The organism is Phenylobacterium zucineum HLK1 (assembly GCF_000017265.1).
In the GTDB taxonomy this organism is placed as follows: Bacteria; Pseudomonadota; Alphaproteobacteria; order Caulobacterales; family Caulobacteraceae; genus Phenylobacterium; species Phenylobacterium zucineum.
In genome coordinates, this window is record NC_011144.1 from 2,205,887 (window position 1) to 2,222,711 (window position 16,825).

The window sequence follows — 16,825 nt, forward strand, 5'->3', positions numbered from 1 at the left end:
AATGGGTCCATGCCCGTCTTCGCCCCCACGACCCAGCTCGCCACCCACGAGGTCCTGAACCAGCCGCCCGAGTTCGCGGGCCGGAACCTCTACGAGATCGACGTCGCCTTCCGCGAGGCCGCGCGGCGCGAGGCCGGCGAGTGGCTGGACGCGCCGCTTTCGGCCCTGGGCGCGGCGGTGGGTTCGGAACAGGTGCTGGACTGGGGCGAACAGGCCAACCGCTTCCCGCCCGAACTGGTGACGTTCGACCGCTACGGCCGGCGGGTGGACGAGGCCCGGTTCCACCCCGCCTACCACCAGCTCATGGCCCTCGCCATGGAGCACCGGATCCACGACATCGCCTGGACTGCGGAACGGCCGGGCGGCCACGTCGGCCACCTGGCGACCCTGGCCCTGTTCACCCAGGCCGAGGCCGGGGTCATGTGCCCGATCAACATGACCTACGCCGCCGTTCCGGCCCTGCGCACCCAGCCCGACGTGACCGGGCCGTGGCTCGATAAGCTGCTGGGCGGCCGCTACGACGCCCCGCTGAGGCCCATCGGGCAGAAGGCGGGGATCACCGTCGGCATGGCCATGACCGAGAAGCAGGGCGGCAGCGACGTGCGGGCCAACACCACCCGCGCCTACCGGCTGGAAACCGGCGATCCGCGCGCCTATCGCCTCGTCGGCCACAAGTGGTTCTGCTCGGCGCCGATGAGCGACGGCTTCCTGACGCTGGCCTACGCCGAGCGCGGCCTGTCGTGCTTCCTCGTCCCGCGCATCACGCCCGACGGGGAACGCAACGGCATCCGGGTGATGCGGCTGAAGGACAAGCTGGGCAACAAGTCCAACGCCTCCAGCGAGATCGAGTACCACGACGCCTACGCCCAGCTCCTCGGCGACGAGGGCGAAGGGGTGAAGGTGATCATCGACATGGTCCACCACACGCGGCTCGGCACCATGGGCGGCACCCTGGGGATCATGCGCATGGCCCTGGCCCAGGCGGTGAACCAGGTGAGCGGGCGCCGGGCGTTCCAGAAGACCCTGATCGACCAGCCGGCGATGACCTCGGTGATCGCCGACCTGGCGGTCGAGTACGAGGCGGCGGCGGCGCTCTCGATGCGCGTGGCCCGCGCCTTCGACGCCGAGGATCCGGCCGGCCGCGCCTTCGCCCGCCTCTCGGTGGCGGTCGGCAAGTACTGGCTGACCAAGCGCAACCCGAACTTCGTCTACGAGTGCATGGAGTGCCACGGGGGCGTCGGCTACGTGGAGGAGACCCCCATGCCGCGCCTGTTCCGGGAGAGCCCGCTGAACGCGATCTGGGAGGGCTCGGGCAACGTCATCGCCCTCGACATCCTGCGCACCCTGGGGCGCGAGCCCCTGGCGCTGGAGGCCTACGCCGCCGAGGTCGCCGAGGCCCGGGGCGCGGACCGGCGGCTGGACGCTGCGGCCGAGGGGTTGCTGGACGGCCTGGCGCGCCATCGCCCCGGAGAGGCCGACGCGCGCCGGACCGCCGAGCGGATGGCGCTGGTGCTGCAGGGCGCGCTGCTGGTCCGCCACGCGCCGGCCGCCGTCGCCGACGCCTTCTGCGCCACCCGGCTGGGGGACGAGGGCGGCCGCTCGTTCGGGATCCTGCCCGGCGGCGCGGACGTGGCGGCCATCGTGGACCGCCAGCGGTTCGACTAAGCCTCGGCTAGGCCCCTAGCGCGAACTCCACCGCCGCCTCGCAGTGGGCCACGGCGCTGTCGACCGTGGGCAGCGCCATGTCGGCCGGATCGAGCAGGAGGCCGATCTCGGTGCAGCCGAAGATCACCCCGTCGGCGCCCGCCGCGCGGCCGCGCTCGATGATCCCCAGCACCTCGCGCCGCGACTCCTCGCGGATCACGCCCTGGCAGAGCTCGTCGTAGATGATCGCGTGCAGCCGCTCGCGGTCGGCCGCCTCGGGCGCGAAGCCGTCCAGCCCCTGCCCCCTCAGCCGATCGAGGTAGAACGGCTTCTCCATCGTGAATCGCGTGGCCAGCAGCAGCGGCCGGGCGACGCCCCTCGCCTTCAGCGCCTGCGCGGTCGCATCGGCGATGTGGATCAGCGGCACGCCGCCGGCCTCGGCCACCTGCGGCGCGTTCAGGTGCATGGTGTTGGCGCAGATCATCAGGCCTTCCGCGCCCGCCGCCACCAGCCGGCGCGCGGCCTCGGCGAACTGGCGGCCGGTCTCGTCCCAGTCGCCCTTGGCCTGCAGCTCGGCCACGGGGGCGAAGTCCACCGACCACAGGATCAGCTTGGCCGAATGCAGGCCGCCCAGCCGCTCGCGGACCAGGCGGTTGAGCAGCTGGTAGTAGACGACCGTGCTCTCGGCGCTGATCCCGCCGATGAGGCCGAGGGTCCGCACCTCAGATGTCCGCGTAGACGTGCGTCTCGCCAGCGTGGCCCGGATGGGTCACGGCGCCGAGGTGCGCGGGGCCCACGAGCTGGACGTACTTCCAGATCGCGCCCGAGCCGTAGTTCGTCCGGCGGGGCTCCTCCTGGGCCAGCAGGTGGGCGCGGTGCTCCAGCTCGATCGGATCGACCTCCAGCTCGATCGTGCCGGCCTCGGCGTCGATGGAGATGATGTCGCCGTCCTTCACCAGCGCGATGGGGCCGCCGTCCGCGGCTTCCGGACCGATGTGGCCGACGCAGAGGCCGCGCGTGGCGCCCGAGAACCGGCCGTCGGTGATGAGCGCGATGTTCTCCACGCCCTGGCCCTTGATGGCCGCCGTGGTGGCCAGCATCTCGCGCATGCCGGGGCCGCCCTTGGGCCCCTCGTACCGGATGACCAGCACGTCGCCTTCCTTGTAGTCGCGCGCCTCGACGGCGGCGAAGCAGGCCTCCTCGCCGTCGAACACCCGGGCCGGGCCGCGGTGCTTGGTGTGGCTGAGGCCGGCCACCTTCACGATCGCGCCGTCGGGGGCCAGCGAGCCCCACAGGCCGACGACGCCGCCCGTGGGCGACAGCGGATTGGAGACCGGGCGGATGACGTCCTGCTCGTCGTTCCAGACGACGCCTTCCAGGTTCTCGCGGATCGTCTTGCCGGTGACCGTCATGCAGTCGCCGTGGATCAGGCCGGCGTCCAGCAGGGTGCGCAGCAGCATCGGCACGCCGCCCGCCTCGCCCATCTTCTTGGCCGGATAGCGCCCGCCCGGCATCAGGTCGGCCAGGTACGGCGTCCGCTTCATGATCTCGCACACGTCGCGCAGGGTGAACTCGATGCCGCACTCGTGGGCCATGGCCGGCAGGTGCAGGCCGCCGTTGGTCGACCCCCCGGTCGCGGCCACCACCACGGCGGCGTTTTCGAACGCCTCGCGGGTGCAGATATCGCGCGGACGCAGGTTGCGCTCCAGCAGGGCCATCACCGCCTCGCCGGTGGCGCGGGCGTATTCGTCGCGGTCGAGATAGGCCGCCGGCAGCGCCGAGGACAGCGGCAGGGCCAGGCCGATCGCCTCGGACACGCAGGCCATGGTGTTGGCCGTGTACTGGCCGCCGCAGGCCCCGTCGCCCGGACAGGCGTGCTGCTCGAGGTCGCACAGATCCTCGAGGCTCATCTGGCCGGCGGAGTGCTTGCCGACGCCCTCGAAAACGTCCTGCACGGTCACTTCTCGCCCGTGCCAGGTCCCGGGCAGGATGGAGCCGCCGTAGATGAAGGCCGAGGGCACGTTCAGGCGCAGCATGGCCATCATCATGCCCGGCAGGCTCTTGTCGCAGCCGGCGACGCCGATCAGGGCGTCGTAGGCGTGGCCGCGCATGGTCAGCTCGACGGAGTCGGCGATCAGGTCCCGGCTGACCAGGGACGAGCGCATGCCCTCGTGGCCCATGGCGATCCCGTCGGTGACGGTGATGGTGCAGAACTCGCGCGGGGTGCCGCCGGCGCGCTTCACGCCCTCGGACGCGGCGTGCGCCTGGCGCATCAGGGCGGTGTTGCACGGCGCGGCCTCGTTCCAGCACGAGGCTACGCCCACGAACGGCTGGGCGATCTCGCGGCTGCCCAGGCCCATCGCATAGAAGTACGACCGGTGCGGCGCCCGCGAGGGCCCCTCGGTCACGTGGCGGCTGGGGAGCTTCGACTTGTCCCAGGATCCGTCCGGTTTGCGATGCATGTTCAGGCGCTCCCGACTAAGGCCGGCCCTCTGTAAGGGCCGCTCGCCGCCGGTGGAAGTCCCCCGCGGCGCGCGCGTGGCCACTCTACTCTAACTGGCGCCCTGCACCCGGCGGCGCGACGGCGGCGCGGGACGCGCTGAGCCGGCGCGATTCCTTGCCGCGTAAGGCGTTGAGCCTACCGAACACTGTCGACTCGACACTCGCCACAGCAGTCGACGGCGCGCACAAAGAAAGAAGGCGCGCCTCAGGCGCGCCCCTAGGTTGTCTATTGGGAAGAACAAGATCCGAAACCGGCGAACCGCGGCCGATTTCTGACGCCCCCATACTGTGCCGCAGATCATTCCAGCGACAAGAAGCAACCGCAAGGTGATTCTTATTCAGTTATCCCCGTTTCAAACACGTATTCGCATTGACGGCGCTCCGCGGCTGCTTCAGCTTCACCGTCAAGCGCAGGCAATAGCGCTCAAAGGCTGCGGGGAGGCAGTTCACATGAAATTCAAGCACGGCTTGATGGCGACCAGTGCTGCGCTGGCCGCCGCCCTTGGCGCACCTGCGTACGCGCAGGGCAGTCCAAACGTCATCGAGGAGCTGGTGGTCACCGCCGAGCGGCGGGAGCAGAGCCTGCAGGACGTGCCGGTGGCCATCTCGGCCTTCACGTCCGAGAACCGGGACCTGATCGGCATCACCACCGTCCAGGACATGACCAACTTCACCCCGGGGCTGCAGTATTCCAGCCAGCTCGACCGGGTGAGCCTGCGCGGCGTGGGCCGGACGACCAACGTGCACGCCGCCGACCCGTCCGTGTCGGTCTATTCGGACGGCATCTACACCACCTCGACCGTCGAGGCGGGCAAGACGCCCCTGTTCCTGGACCGGACCGAGGTCCTGCGCGGGCCGCAGGCCACGCTGTACGGGCGCAACGCCATCGCCGGGGCGATCAACCTGATCTCGAGGCGGCCGACCGAAGAATGGTACGCCGAGGCGCGGGCCACCTACGCGAACTACAACCGCCACCTGGTCGAGGGGGCCGTCTCAGGCCCGACGATGATCCCGGGCGTGCTGTTCCGCCTGGTGGCCAACTGGGAGAAGCAGACCGACGGCTGGTACGACAACATCGTCCCCGGCATGCCCGACGAGGGCAACGTCATCGACACGAACATCGTCGAGGGCCAGCTGAAGTTCAATTTCAACGAGAACTTCGAGGGCTGGGCCAAGCTGACGACCATCGTCTGGCGCAACGGCGGCGGGGGCCCCGGCTCGCGCGGGACGTGGACGCCGGCGCCCTACGCCACGTTCCAGGTGGCCAATGCGGCGACGACCAACGATCCGGGCTACGGCTGCAGCGGCCGGACCACCAACGTCGTCAACCGCTCGCCGCTGGGCTGCACCAATCCGCAGCTCGACGATCCGCGCAAGATCGCCTCGGCGGTGCCGTTCCAGGTGAAGCTGGACGACACCCTGATCTTCGCCAGCGAATGGACCTGGCACGCCTCGAATTTCGACATCAAGTACACGACCGGCGGGGCGCGCTATCACTACAACCTGAACCGGCCGCCGAACGACAACGTGGCGCCGGTCGAGCGCTTCACCCTGCCCGGCGGGCTGACGATCTTCCCGCAGCAGCTCTACAACTACCAGGAGCGCGAGGAGTGGTGGAGCCACGAGCTCACCCTGAGCTCCACCCATGACGGGCCGCTGCAGTGGCTGGCCGGCGTCTATTACTGGAACGAGCACTACGAGCAGCCGACCTCGACCTACCTGTTCGACCAGACCCAGATCGCCCAGCCGGTCGGCGCGAGCTGCCCCCGCTTCGGCAATGTCTGCCCCCCGAACACGCTGCTCCAGCGCACGCACGACGAGCCGCGGTTCCACATCCAGTCCAAGGCGGTCTACGGCCAGATCGACTACAGCTTCACCGACACGCTGAAGTTCACGGCCGGCCTCCGCTACTCGGAGGACACCAAGACCGGCTCGGAAGAGGCGCGGGTCATCTGCTTCGCGTTCTTCGCCTGCACCCCGGGGCTCTATCCCGAGCAGCTGGGCCCGTTCACGCCGGCGGTGGACCTGACCCAGACCCTGTTCGTCCCCCGGCCGACCCCGCCGAAGGGCATCTCGCAGGATTTCACCTTCGACCCCGCCACGGGCCGCGCCCGGCGCGAGTACGACGGCAAGTGGGACCAGGTGACCGGCAACGTCGGCTTCCAGTGGGAGCCCGACGCCGACACCAACGCCTATCTCCGCTACTCGAAGGGCTACAAGCCCGGCGGCTTCCGGATCGGCGTGGACACGGCGCTGACCGCCAATCCCTACACCGAGAAGGAGACGCTGGACGACGTCGAGTTCGGCGTGAAGAAGTCGTTCGGGAATTTCCAGGCCAACGTCGCGTTCTTCCACTACTGGTACAAGAACGCCCAGATCCCGCTGACCATCGTCGACACCGCGGGCGGCATCGTGCAGGCCAATTCGGTCTTCTACAACGTGCCCAAGGCGATCTCTAAGGGCGTGGAGGTGGAGACCATCTGGCAGCCGGTCGACGGCCTGCAGATCCTCGCCAACTACTCCTACCTGGACTCGCACATCACCCGCGCCCGGGGCCCGGTCGACCCGGCAGATCCGGCGGCGCTCGATCCCGACGCCAACCCGATCGGCTCGCTCGCCGACTGCGCGGCGCGGCAGGCGAACGCGGACACCACCGACAACTGCGCGGCCGACCTGTTCTCGCTGCTCCAGGGCGGCGGTTTCCAGCTCGGCCAGGACCTGAAGGGCCAGAAGCTGCCCCACGCGCCCAAGCACAAGGTCGCGGTGAACGTGAACTACACCTGGCAGCTGCCGACGGCCTCGCTGACCGGCTCGGTGAGCTACACCTGGCGCGCGGCCCAGTACGGCAGCATCTTCAACCGCTCGTACACGCGCTCGCCATCCTGGGATCAGGTGGACGCGCGGCTGACCTACAAGCCCGAGAACGACAAGTACACGGTGATCCTGTTCGTCCGGAACCTGTTCGACGACGTCGGCTACGAGGGCGGCGCCGGCGCCTCCCGGCGCGAGGGCTACATCGGACCGGCCACCGCCTCGGCGCCCGGCACGCCGGTGACGGTGATCCCCGTCTCGCAGGGGATCTCGACCACCTATCCGATCACGCCGCCCCGGACCTACGGGATCGAGCTGCAGTACCGCTTCTTCTAGGGTGACCGGAGGGGCGCTCCGCCACGCGGCGGGGCGCCCTTTCGCCCTCAGGCGGCCCGGACCAGCCCTTCCAGCCGCGCCAGCAACGCGCGCCATCCGGCCTCCATCTCGGCCGTCCAGTCCTCGCCCACCACGGCGCGGGTCGTCTCCATCACGATCGGGAAGAAGCTGGCGAACGCCTCGGGCGGCACGCCGAAGCCCTCGTGGTTGACCCGTTCCGAGCGGATCAGGTTGGCCGCATAGCCGCCGTCGAGATCGAGCACGCACTGGAACGCGACGGCCAGCATCTCGCCACGCACCGCGCCCGTGGTGTCGCGCACGAACTGCGCCTCCATCTCGGGGAACGCCTCGAACAGCCGCCGGTAGACCAGCGGGGCCGGATCGCCCGCCCGTTCGGCGAGCAGATCCAGCGAACGGGCGACGGCCTCGCTCAGAGCGCCCTCTCGATCGCGTCGGTGATGTCGGAATCCAGCGGATCGGTGCGCGGCCCGAACGCCTGCAGCGCCTCGCCCGACTTGCCGATCAGGATCTTGTGGAAATTCCACACCGGCACGGCCGGCTCGCCGAGCTGCTCCTGGGCCCAGCGGTAGAAGGGATGGGCCCCCTCGCCTTTCACCTCGACCTTGGCCGTCAGGGGGAAGTCGACGCCGAACCGGGTCTCGCAGAAGTCTTTGATCTCGGCCTCGGCCCCGGGCTCCTGGCCGGCGAACTGGTTGCAGGGCACGCCCAGCACCACGAAGCCGCGGCCGCGGTACTCGGCGTACAGCTTCTCCAGCCCGTCGTACTGCGGCGTCAGCCCGCACTGCGAGGCGGTGTTGACCACCAGCACCACCTTGTCGCGGAAGGTGGTGAGCGGCAGCGGCTCGCCGTCGATGGTGGTGAAGGAAAACTCGTGGGCGCTGGCGGTCATGGCGACCTCCCTGGAGGACCTGGGACGCAAGGCTAGCGCCGTTACGCAGCGTCCTCCAACGCCTGTTCGACGGCGATGGCCAGGTCGAGGGCGCGGATCGCCTCCTCGGCGGTCACGAAGGGCCGCGGGGCCTCGCCGCGCACGGCCTGGAGGAAAGCCTCGACGCTGGCGCCCAGCGGGTCGGCCGCCGCCGGCGTGTCGGCGAAGTCCGGATTGAGCGCGAACGGCGTGGTGTTGCGGAACGTGCGGGCCACGAAGTCGATCTCGACCTCGCCCGAGGGATACACCACCCGCATCGTGCGCCGCCGCCCCTCGGCCATGCGCGAGACGTCGAACAGGGCGGTGAAGCCGGACTCGAAGCTGACCTCGGCGCGGGCCACGTCCCAGGCGCCGCTGGCGCCGAGCCGCCCCTCGCCTTCCGCCGTCACCGGCTCGGCCGTGGTGATGGCGAGCGCCAGGTCGATGTCGTGGATCATCAGGTCCAGCACCGCCGAGACGTCCTGGCTGCGCTCGGACGGCGGGCCGTGGCGCAGCGCCTCCAGCAGCACCGGCTGCTCGGGCACGTCCAGCAGGCCCATGGCGCGGAACACCACCCGCTCCTGGTGGCCGCAGGCGACGACCAGCCCCTTGGCGGCGGCGGTGGAGCGGATCTTTTCGGCCTCGGCCACCGAGACGGCGATCGGCTTCTCCACATAGACCGGCTTGCCGGCGGCCAGGGCGGCCAGGGCGTGCTCGGCGTGGCAGGTCGCGGGCGAGGCGATGGTCACCACGTCCACGGCCTCGAGGAAGGCGTCCAGCTCGTGGAAGGCCCGTCCCCCCAGCGGCACGGCGACCTGGGCCGCGCGTTCGGGATGGCGATCGAACACCGCCGAGAGCACAGCGCCCGGCAGGCGCGCGTACTGGCGGGCGTGGTAACCGCCGAACACGCCGGCGCCGATGACGCCGCCTCTCAGGACCTCGGCCATGGACTCACTCGGGGATTGGGACGCGGGCGGGGCCTAGCACGCCGGGCGCCCTCGACGCCACCCGAGGGGCCGGTTAAACAACTGTTTGAGGCAATGAGAACCGGGAGAACGTCCATGACCGCCGCGCGCGAGATCCGCCTGAAGAGCCGCCCCTCGGGCGTGCCGACCCACGACAACTTCGAGCTGGCGACCGTCGAGCTGCCCGATCCCGGCCCGGGCGAAGTCCAGGTCAAGAACCTCTGGATGACGGTCGATCCTTACATGCGCGGGCGCATGAACGACGTGAAGAGCTACGTCCCGCCGTTCCAGCTGGGCGAGGCGCTGCAGGGCGGCGCGATCGGCGAGGTCGCCGTCTCGAACGACCCGTCCCTGAAGCCGGGCGACCTCGTGCTGTCGATGCTCGGCTGGCGCGAACGGTTCAACGCCCCGGCTGGCGCGCTGCAGAAGATCGACCCGCAGGGCCTGCCACCCCAGGCGTTCCTGGGCGTGGCCGGCATGCCGGGCCTGACCGCCTACGCCGGGCTTCTGCGCGTGGCCGGTCTGAAGGACGGCGACGTGGTGTTCGTCTCGGGCGCGGCGGGCGCCGTCGGCTCGCTGGTCTGCCAGATCGCCAAGGCCAAGGGCCACACCGTGATCGGCTCGGCGGGGGGACCTGAGAAGGTCGCCTTCCTGAAGGAGATCGGGGTCGACCACGCCATCGACTACAAGGCCGAGAAGGACCTCACGGCCGCCCTGGCCCGGGCCGCCCCGAACGGCATCGACGTCTATTTCGACAACGTCGGCGGCGACCACCTCGAGGCGGCCCTCAACGCCGCCCGCCCCTTCGCCCGCTTCGCCGAGTGCGGGATGATCTCGATGTACAACTCGACCGAGCCGCCGGCCGGGCCGCGGAACATCATCCAGGTCGTCGGCAAGCAGATCCGCATCCAGGGCTTCATCGTCTCCAGCCACGCCGACATGCAGGCCGACTTCCAGCGGGACCTGGCCGGCTGGGTGCGCGAGGGCAAGGTGAAGTGGAAGGAGACTGTGTTCGAAGGCATCGAGCGCGCGCCCGACGCCTTCCTCGGCCTCTTCAAGGGCGAGAACCTCGGCAAGATGCTGGTCAAGCTCGCTTAAGCCGGACGGACGGCGTAGAACGGCGGCTCCACCCCATCCCTGGAGTCCGCCGTGCCGCGCCTGTTCAGCGCCTATGTGATCGTCGACTGGAGCGCCGCCGCCAAGCCCACCACCGGCGCGGACTCCATCTGGATCGGCGTGCTGAAGCGCGACGTGCGGTTCCGGCTCGCGTTCGAGAGCTACAACCCCTCGACGCGGGCCGAGGCCGAGACGCGGCTGAACGCCGTCCTCGACGACCTGAAGAAGCGCAACGAGCGGGCGCTGCTCGGCTTCGACTTCCCGCTGGGCTTCCCGCGCGGCTTCGCAGAGGCGCTGAAGCTGCCGGGCGATGCGCCGTGGCGCGCGACCTGGGACCAGCTTGACCGGATGGTCAAGGACAAGTCCGACAACACCAACAACCGCTTCGGCGTGGGCTCGGAGATCAACCGGCGGATGACCGGCGGCCCCTTCCCGTTCTGGGGCTGCCCGCCGAAGGACGCCCTGACCACCCTGCAGCCCAAGCGCACCCGCGCCCATGGGCCGGACGACCTGCCCGAGTTCCGCCACGCGGACCTGGCCGCCAAGGGCGCCGCCTCGATCTGGAAGCTCTATTACAACGGCTCGGTGGGCGGTCAGGCGATCCTGGGCATCCCGTTCGTGCGCCGGCTGAAGCTGGCGCGCGGCGAGGCGATGAGGGTCTGGCCGTTCGAGACGGGGTTCAAGGCGCTCACCGAGGCCGACCTGGCGGGCGTCGACGTCGTGGCGGCCGAAGTCTATCCCTCGATGTTGAAGGCTCAGAGCGGGCCGGGCGAGGTGAAGGACCTGACCCAGGTCCGGACGACCGCCGAGCATTTCGCGCGGCTGGACGAGGCCAGCAAGCTGGGCGCGCTGTTCGCTCCGCCGAAGGACGCCGCCGCCGACGTGGTGCTGGACGCCGAGCGCGAGGAAGGCTGGATCCTGGGCGCCGGGGCCTAGAGGGTCCGGCGGCTCAACAGCCAGAACCGGCCCAGCAGCAGGGCGCAGGAAACCAGGCTCGCCACGATCACGGCCCAGACGATGCCGTCGATGCCGAGCTTCATGGGGATCGCCAGCCACCAGGCGAGCGGCATCATGACTGCGATGTAGCTGGCCAGGTGGGTGTAGGTCGGCAGCCAGACGTCGCCGCGCGCCCGCAGCGCCTGGGCCGCCACGACCTGCAGGGCGTCGGGCAGGAAGAACAGGCACGACAGGGCCAGGGCCGGCGCGGCCAGGGCGATGGTCGCCGCATCCCGCGTGTAGCCGGCCGAGATGAGCCCCGCGGCGGGCCAGACGGCCAGCGAGACGATCACCCCGAACACCGCCGTCACCGCGAACGAGATCGCCCCGGCCCTATGGACGCCGGCCGGATCGCGCGCGCCGTAGGCCCGGCCCACCAGCACCGCCGCCCCGGTCGCCAGGCCCAGCGGGACCATGAAGACGATCGCCGCGAGGTTCAGCACGATCGCCCAGGCGGCGACCGCCAGGCCGCCGATCCAGCCGGCGATGACGTTCATGCTGGCGAAGGCCGAGACCTCCAGGAAGTTGGAAATCCCTGCGCCGTAGCCGATCCGTCGCTGCTCGGCCTCGGCGGCGCGGTCACGGGCGGGCTTGCGGAAGACGCCCAGCGCTCGCGCCTCTGGCATCAGGGCGATGTAGGCCAGCAGCGCCAGGGCGAGGAACGTCCGCGCCCCGAAGGTGCCCCAGGCCGCGCCCACGGCCCCCATGGCGGGCAGGCCGAAGGTCCCCGGCACGAACAGCAGGACGAGGCCGAGGTTCACGACATTCGCCGCCCACATGGCCCAGGCCGCCGGGCCCGGCCTGGCCAGCCCTTCGAGCCAGAAGCTGGCGGCGACGCTGACGCCGTAGCTGGTGAGCGAGAGGGAGAAGACGAGCAGCGCGCGCGTGGCCCCGTCGGCCAGGTCCGGCTCCAGCCCGATCACGTGCAGGAACGGCGGCCCCGCCAGCGCCAGCAGGACCGTGGAGGCGAGGCTGACCCAGAACGCGTAGACGAGCCCGCGCCGCAGCACCGCGCCGGTCTCGTGCCGCCGCCCCTCGCCGATCGCCCGGGCGGTCATCACCTGGATGCCGGTGAGCAGGCCCACGACCGCCGTCAGCATCACGCTGGTGGGGGCCCAGCCCAGGGCGTGGTAGCCGAGCTGCTGGGCCGAGTAGCGGCCGACGACGACCGCGTCCGTCAGCCCCATGGTCATGATCCCCAGGCGCGCGAGGACCACCGGCCCCGACAGCTTCAGGAGCTGGGCCAGATCGGCGCGGACGAGACTGGAGCGTTCCCCGGCCAGCGAGGACGCCTGGGCCGCCGGGCGGTCCATGACACGCAACCTTGGTTGTCAAAGAAGCCGCGGACAGTCGCGCGGCCGGACCGCGCCCGCAAGCCGGGTCCGCCGCCCGCCGGAGCTTCCTACGTCGGAGTGGCCCGGCGGCCACGGCTCAGATGTTGACGGCGACCCGCCTGGAGAGGTCGACCCGGTCTTCCTTCAGCTTCTCGGCCACCAGGAACGCCAGCTCCAGCGCCTGCTCGCCGTTCAGCCGCGGATCGCAGTGCGTGTGGTAGCGGTCGGCCAGGTCGCCCTCGGCCAGCGCCCGGGCGCCGCCCAGGCACTCGGTGACGTTCTGGCCGGTCATCTCCAGGTGCACGCCGCCCGGGTGCACGCCCTCGCCCTTGCAGGTGTCCACGAAGGACTTCACCTCGGAGAGGATGCGGTCGAACGGCCGGGTCTTGTAGCCCGAGGCCGCCGTCAGGGTGTTGCCGTGCATCGGATCGATGGCCCAGACCACGTTGCGGCCGCCGGCCTTGGTGGCCCGCAGCAGGCGCGGCAGGCGGTCCTCGATCTTGTCGTAGCCGAAGCGGCCGTAGAGCGTCAGGCGGCCGCCCTCGTTCTTCGGGTTCAGCACGTCGATCAGGCGCAGCAGCTCGTCCGGCTCCATGGTCGGGCCGACCTTCACGCCGATGGGGTTCTTGATGCCCCGGAAGTACTCCACGTGGGCGCCGTCGAGCTGGCGGGTGCGCTCCCCGATCCACAGCAGGTGGGCCGAGGTGTCGTACCACTCGCCCGAGGTGCTATCGACGCGGGTCATCGCCTCCTCGAAGCCCAGCAGCAGGCCTTCGTGGCTGGTGAAGAACTCGACCCGGTGCATCTCGGGATGGCTCTCGGGCGTGACCCCGATGGCGGCCATGAAGGTCAGCGCCTCCGAGATCTTCTCGGACAGCTCGCGGTAGCGCGCGCCCTGCGGGCTGTCGTTGACGAAGCCCAGGGTCCAGCGGTGGATGTTGTAGAGGTCGGCGTAGCCGCCGCCCGCGAAGGCGCGCAGCAGGTTCAGCGTCGCCGACGACTGGCCGTAGGCCTGGATCAGCCGCTGCGGGTCCGGCGTGCGGGCCTGCGGCGTGAACTCCATGCCGTTGATGTTGTCGCCGCGGTACGACGGCAGCTCGACGCCGTCGATCGTCTCGATCGGCGAGGAGCGCGGCTTGCCGAACTGGCCGGCCATGCGGCCCACCTTCACCACCGGCTTGCCGCCCGCGAAGGTCAGCACCACCGCCATCTGCAGGATCAGGCGGAACAGGTCGCGGATATTGTCGGCGTGGAATTCCTTGAAGCTCTCGGCGCAGTCGCCGCCCTGCAGCAGGAAGGCGCGGCCCTCGGCCACGTCGCCCAGCAGGCTCTTCAGCCGGCGCGCCTCGCCCGCAAACACCAGCGGCGGCATCTTGCGAAGGGTCTGTTCCACGCGCGCGAGCTCGGCCGGATCCGGATAGTCGGTCGGCAGGTGCTTGGCGGGCTTCGATCTCCAGGATGCAGGCGTCCAGTGCTCGGTCATTCTTCCAACTCCACGCCTGCCAAACATGGGCGTGCGCCCCCGGCGGCGGAAGCGGGCTTCTACCCCGAGAAGGCCGCTGTGGTCGATGATTTTGCTGCGGTGCGGCGATCCGGACGCACTCTGGGGGCAGGAACGACCCCGTCCATCATGCCGACGACGACGCAGGCCAACGCGCCCAGGGCCAGCCACCACTCCTGCCAAAGCCCGAAGTTGACCGCGGCGAACAGCAGGTAGGCGACGGCCGCGGCGCAACCCGCCGCGGCGGCGAGATCGGGCCCCTCGCGGCTGAGGCGGCGCAGGAGGAAGGCCCAGACCAGCGCCGCCCCGACGGCTCCCACGGCGCCCAGCTCCAGCCAGGCTTGCAGCGCGCCGTTGTGCGGGTGAAGGACGATGTTCGGGCTGAACGCGCGGCTGGCGTCCAGGCCCCAGCCGCGGAACGGATGATGGGCGATGGCGTCCACCGCATGGCTCCAGTAGCCGAGCCGCTGGGCCCAGGACTCCGGCGCGGCGACCTCGATGCCCATGCCGCGGCCGAGGCTGCGCAGCCCCAGCATGACGGCCGGCGTCAGCAGGAAGAACCCCGCCGCCGCCACGGCGAGGGCCCGCGGCGCCGAGCGCGGGAAGCTCCAGGCCAGGACGCCGACCAGCAGGCTGAGCCCGACGGCGATCACAGGCGCGTCCGAGTGGAAGAGGAAGGCCATCAGCCAGGCGCCGAGCGCCATCGGCAGGCCGAGCCACCACGGCCAGCCGGCCCGGATCCCGCCGGCCGCCGCCAGCGGCCACAGCAGCGCGACGGCGAAGGAGCCCTGGGCCAGGTTCTTGCGCGCGAGGTCCGGGCGCGTGGGATCGCCGATGGCCGCCCGCAGCGCCTGGTAGACGGCCCCGCCCGTCGCCGCCTCGACCAGGTAGATCACCCCGAGCAGCGCAAGGCCCCAGGCCAGGACCGTGAGCGCCAGCCGCCGCAGCGCCGGATCGGCCCGGCGCGCAGCGCACCAGGCGGCCCAGTAGAGCGGAAGCTGCAGGGCGAGCTTGAGCGCGACGCTCTCCTCGACGGCGTCCGGCTTCCAGACGCTCCAGGCCGAGGCCATGCCGGCCCAGACCAGGCCCGCCAGCAGGACGACCGCCACGGGCCGGTCCTCGTCGGTGATCCGCAGCGCCGGCAGGCAGAGCAGGCCCACGAGCCCCATCAGCGGCGCGAAACCGAGCGGCCCCAGCCAGGCCAGCAGCGGGACCAGCGCCGCGGCGCCCACCAGCACCCAGCCGCACCAGACCGCCAGCCGGTCGGACGCCGCGGCGGCCGCAGGCATCAGGCCACCTGACCCAGGGCGGGCGGCGCCTGCTTCTCACGCAGGGTGACCAGCTCCTCGGCCAGGGTCGGGTGGACGGCGCAGGTGGAATCCCACTGCGGCTTGGTCACCCCCATCTTCATGGCGATGGCGGCCATCTGGATGATCTCGGGCGCATCGGGCGCGACGACGTGGCAGCCGAGGATCTTCTCGGTCCCCTGCTCCACCACCAGCTTCACCAGGCACCGCTCGTCGCCGCCCGTGAAGGCGTACTTCATCGGCCTGAAGCGTGCGAGGTAGATGTCCACCTTGCCGCCGTGGCTGTGCCGGGCCTCGGCCTCGGAGAGGCCCACCGAGCCGATCGGCGGCTGCGAGAAGACCGCCGAGGCCACCATCTCGTGGTCGAAGGTCGTGGGCCGGTCGTTGAACACGGTGTCGGCGAAGGCGTGGCCCTCCCGGATCGCCACCGGCGTCAGGTTGATCCGGTCGGTGACGTCGCCCACGGCCCAGATGTTGTCGACGCTGGTGCGGGAGTACTCGTCCACCTTCACCGCGCCGCGCGCGTCCAGCTCGACGCCGGCCGCCTCGAGGCCGAGGCCTTCGACATAGGGCTCGCGGCCAAGGGCGAAGAGCACCAGGTCGCTCTCGCACGGCGACATGCCGTTGGTGAGCCGGCTCACGAGACCCGTCGCGGTCTGCTCGATGGCGGAATGCTGCGTGCCGAGCAGGACCTTGATCCCGCGCTTCTCCATCTCCTCGGCCACGTGGGCGCGCACGTCGTCGTCGAAGCCGCGCAGGATGTTGGGGCCGCGATGGACCAGGGTCGTATCGACGCCCAGGCCGTTGAAGATGCCGGCGAACTCGACGGCGATGTAGCCGCCGCCGGCGATGATGATCCGCTTCGGCAGCTCGGCGATATGGAACGCCTCGTTGGAGGTGATGGCGTGCTCGATCCCGGGCAGGTCCTTCGGCATCCAGGGCCGGCCGCCGGTGGCGATCAGGATCTTGTCGGCCGTGACCTGGCCGCGCCCCTCGACCTCGACCGTGTGGCGGTCCACGAGGCGAGCCTTGCCGTGCACCAGCTCGGCGCCGGCGTTCTGCAGGTTACGGACATAGATGCCGGAAAGCCGGGCGATCTCCTTGTCCTTTTCGGCCAGGAAGGCGGGCCAGTCGAACCGCGCGCCCTCGACCGTCCAGCCGTAGCCTTCGGCGGTCTTGAAGTGGTGCGCGAACTCCGAGGCGTAGACCATGAACTTCTTGGGCACGCAGCCGCGGATCACGCAGGTGCCGCCGACGCGGTGCTCCTCGGCGACGGCCACGCGGGCGCCCGACAGCGCCGCCACCCGGGCCGCGCGCACGCCGCCCGAACCGGCGCCGATGACGAAGAGGTCGTAGTCGTATCCGGCCAACGCGGACTCCTTGGG

Annotated in this window: 13 protein-coding genes; 4 read left to right on the top strand and 9 right to left on the bottom strand. The window is 70.7% G+C overall.

The features are described from left to right. Window positions 1–9 precede the first annotated feature (9 nt). Complete coding sequence (locus PHZ_RS10855) at window positions 10–1,665, top strand: acyl-CoA dehydrogenase family protein (RefSeq protein WP_012522529.1); 1,656 nt, start codon at window positions 10–12, stop codon at window positions 1,663–1,665. 7 nt (window positions 1,666–1,672) lie between these two features. On the opposite strand, the gene PHZ_RS10860 is transcribed toward PHZ_RS10855, so the two are convergent. Together PHZ_RS10860 and ilvD are read right to left on the bottom strand one after the other, a co-directional pair. Next, a complete protein-coding gene (locus tag PHZ_RS10860) occupies window positions 1,673–2,365 on the bottom strand; it encodes an aspartate/glutamate racemase family protein (RefSeq protein WP_012522530.1) in 693 nt (230 codons plus the stop codon). Window position 2,366: 1 nt separating this feature from the next. Continuing rightward, a complete protein-coding gene (ilvD, locus tag PHZ_RS10865; RefSeq protein WP_012522531.1) occupies window positions 2,367–4,106 on the bottom strand; it encodes a dihydroxy-acid dehydratase in 1,740 nt (579 codons plus the stop codon). 511 nt (window positions 4,107–4,617) lie between these two features. Between ilvD and PHZ_RS10870 the strand changes: the two genes are divergently transcribed. Then, the gene (locus PHZ_RS10870) at window positions 4,618–7,293 is read left to right on the top strand and encodes a TonB-dependent receptor (protein WP_183281496.1); all 2,676 of its coding nucleotides are present in this window, start codon (window positions 4,618–4,620) and stop codon (window positions 7,291–7,293) included. Between the two features lie 47 nt (window positions 7,294–7,340). Here PHZ_RS10870 and PHZ_RS10875 read toward each other — a convergent pair whose 3' ends face one another. The 3 genes from PHZ_RS10875 to PHZ_RS10885 all read right to left on the bottom strand — a co-directional run bounded on the left by PHZ_RS10875 (window position 7,341) and on the right by PHZ_RS10885 (window position 9,168). Continuing rightward, complete coding sequence (locus PHZ_RS10875) at window positions 7,341–7,628, bottom strand: globin (RefSeq protein ID WP_201765236.1); 288 nt, start codon at window positions 7,626–7,628, stop codon at window positions 7,341–7,343. A gap of 95 nt (window positions 7,629–7,723) precedes the next feature. Beyond that, window positions 7,724–8,203 (bottom strand): glutathione peroxidase, encoded by a 480-nt coding sequence (locus tag PHZ_RS10880; protein ID WP_012522534.1) that lies wholly within the window; start codon window positions 8,201–8,203, stop codon window positions 7,724–7,726. A 41-nt stretch (window positions 8,204–8,244) separates the two neighbouring features. Further along, window positions 8,245–9,168 (bottom strand): Gfo/Idh/MocA family protein, encoded by a 924-nt coding sequence (locus PHZ_RS10885; RefSeq protein WP_012522535.1) that lies wholly within the window; start codon window positions 9,166–9,168, stop codon window positions 8,245–8,247. 114 nt (window positions 9,169–9,282) lie between these two features. On the opposite strand from PHZ_RS10885, the gene PHZ_RS10890 reads away from it, so the two are divergent. Continuing rightward, the gene (locus PHZ_RS10890) at window positions 9,283–10,284 is read left to right on the top strand and encodes an NADP-dependent oxidoreductase (protein WP_012522536.1); all 1,002 of its coding nucleotides are present in this window, start codon (window positions 9,283–9,285) and stop codon (window positions 10,282–10,284) included. 51 nt (window positions 10,285–10,335) lie between these two features. Beyond that, the gene (locus PHZ_RS10895; protein WP_012522537.1) at window positions 10,336–11,238 is read left to right on the top strand and encodes a hypothetical protein; all 903 of its coding nucleotides are present in this window, start codon (window positions 10,336–10,338) and stop codon (window positions 11,236–11,238) included. Here the strand turns inward: PHZ_RS10895 and PHZ_RS10900 are convergent. The 4 genes from PHZ_RS10900 to gor form a co-directional block, all read right to left on the bottom strand. After that, on the bottom strand, window positions 11,235–12,611 hold the full coding sequence (locus PHZ_RS10900; protein ID WP_041373438.1) for an MATE family efflux transporter: 1,377 nt from the start codon (window positions 12,609–12,611) through the stop codon (window positions 11,235–11,237). The genes PHZ_RS10895 and PHZ_RS10900 overlap by 4 nt on opposite strands. A gap of 118 nt (window positions 12,612–12,729) precedes the next feature. Further along, the gene (locus tag PHZ_RS10905) at window positions 12,730–14,115 is read right to left on the bottom strand and encodes a class II 3-deoxy-7-phosphoheptulonate synthase (RefSeq protein WP_012522539.1); all 1,386 of its coding nucleotides are present in this window, start codon (window positions 14,113–14,115) and stop codon (window positions 12,730–12,732) included. Between the two features lie 59 nt (window positions 14,116–14,174). Next, window positions 14,175–15,422, bottom strand: a complete 1,248-nt coding sequence (locus PHZ_RS10910) for an O-antigen ligase family protein (protein ID WP_012522540.1) — start codon at window positions 15,420–15,422, stop codon at window positions 14,175–14,177. Continuing rightward, on the bottom strand, window positions 15,422–16,810 hold the full coding sequence (gor, locus tag PHZ_RS10915) for a glutathione-disulfide reductase (protein ID WP_012522541.1): 1,389 nt from the start codon (window positions 16,808–16,810) through the stop codon (window positions 15,422–15,424). Before gor ends, PHZ_RS10910 begins: the two co-directional genes overlap by 1 nt. Window positions 16,811–16,825 lie beyond the last annotated feature (15 nt).

Excerpts from the sequence above, each read along its gene's own strand:
- PHZ_RS10855 (WP_012522529.1), top strand. The coding sequence starts at position 10 with ATGCCCGTCTTCGCCCCCACGACCCAGCTCGCCACCCACGAGGTCCTG.
- ilvD (WP_012522531.1), bottom strand. The coding sequence starts at position 4,106 with ATGCATCGCAAACCGGACGGATCCTGGGACAAGTCGAAGCTCCCCAGC.
- PHZ_RS10900 (WP_041373438.1), bottom strand. The coding sequence starts at position 12,611 with ATGGACCGCCCGGCGGCCCAGGCGTCCTCGCTGGCCGGGGAACGCTCC.
- PHZ_RS10885 (WP_012522535.1), bottom strand. The coding sequence starts at position 9,168 with ATGGCCGAGGTCCTGAGAGGCGGCGTCATCGGCGCCGGCGTGTTCGGC.
- PHZ_RS10905 (WP_012522539.1), bottom strand. The coding sequence starts at position 14,115 with ATGACCGAGCACTGGACGCCTGCATCCTGGAGATCGAAGCCCGCCAAG.
- PHZ_RS10875 (WP_201765236.1), bottom strand. The coding sequence starts at position 7,628 with ATGGAGGCGCAGTTCGTGCGCGACACCACGGGCGCGGTGCGTGGCGAG.
- PHZ_RS10910 (WP_012522540.1), bottom strand. The coding sequence starts at position 15,422 with ATGCCTGCGGCCGCCGCGGCGTCCGACCGGCTGGCGGTCTGGTGCGGC.
- PHZ_RS10880 (WP_012522534.1), bottom strand. The coding sequence starts at position 8,203 with ATGACCGCCAGCGCCCACGAGTTTTCCTTCACCACCATCGACGGCGAG.
- PHZ_RS10890 (WP_012522536.1), top strand. The coding sequence starts at position 9,283 with ATGACCGCCGCGCGCGAGATCCGCCTGAAGAGCCGCCCCTCGGGCGTG.
- PHZ_RS10870 (WP_183281496.1), top strand. The coding sequence starts at position 4,618 with ATGGCGACCAGTGCTGCGCTGGCCGCCGCCCTTGGCGCACCTGCGTAC.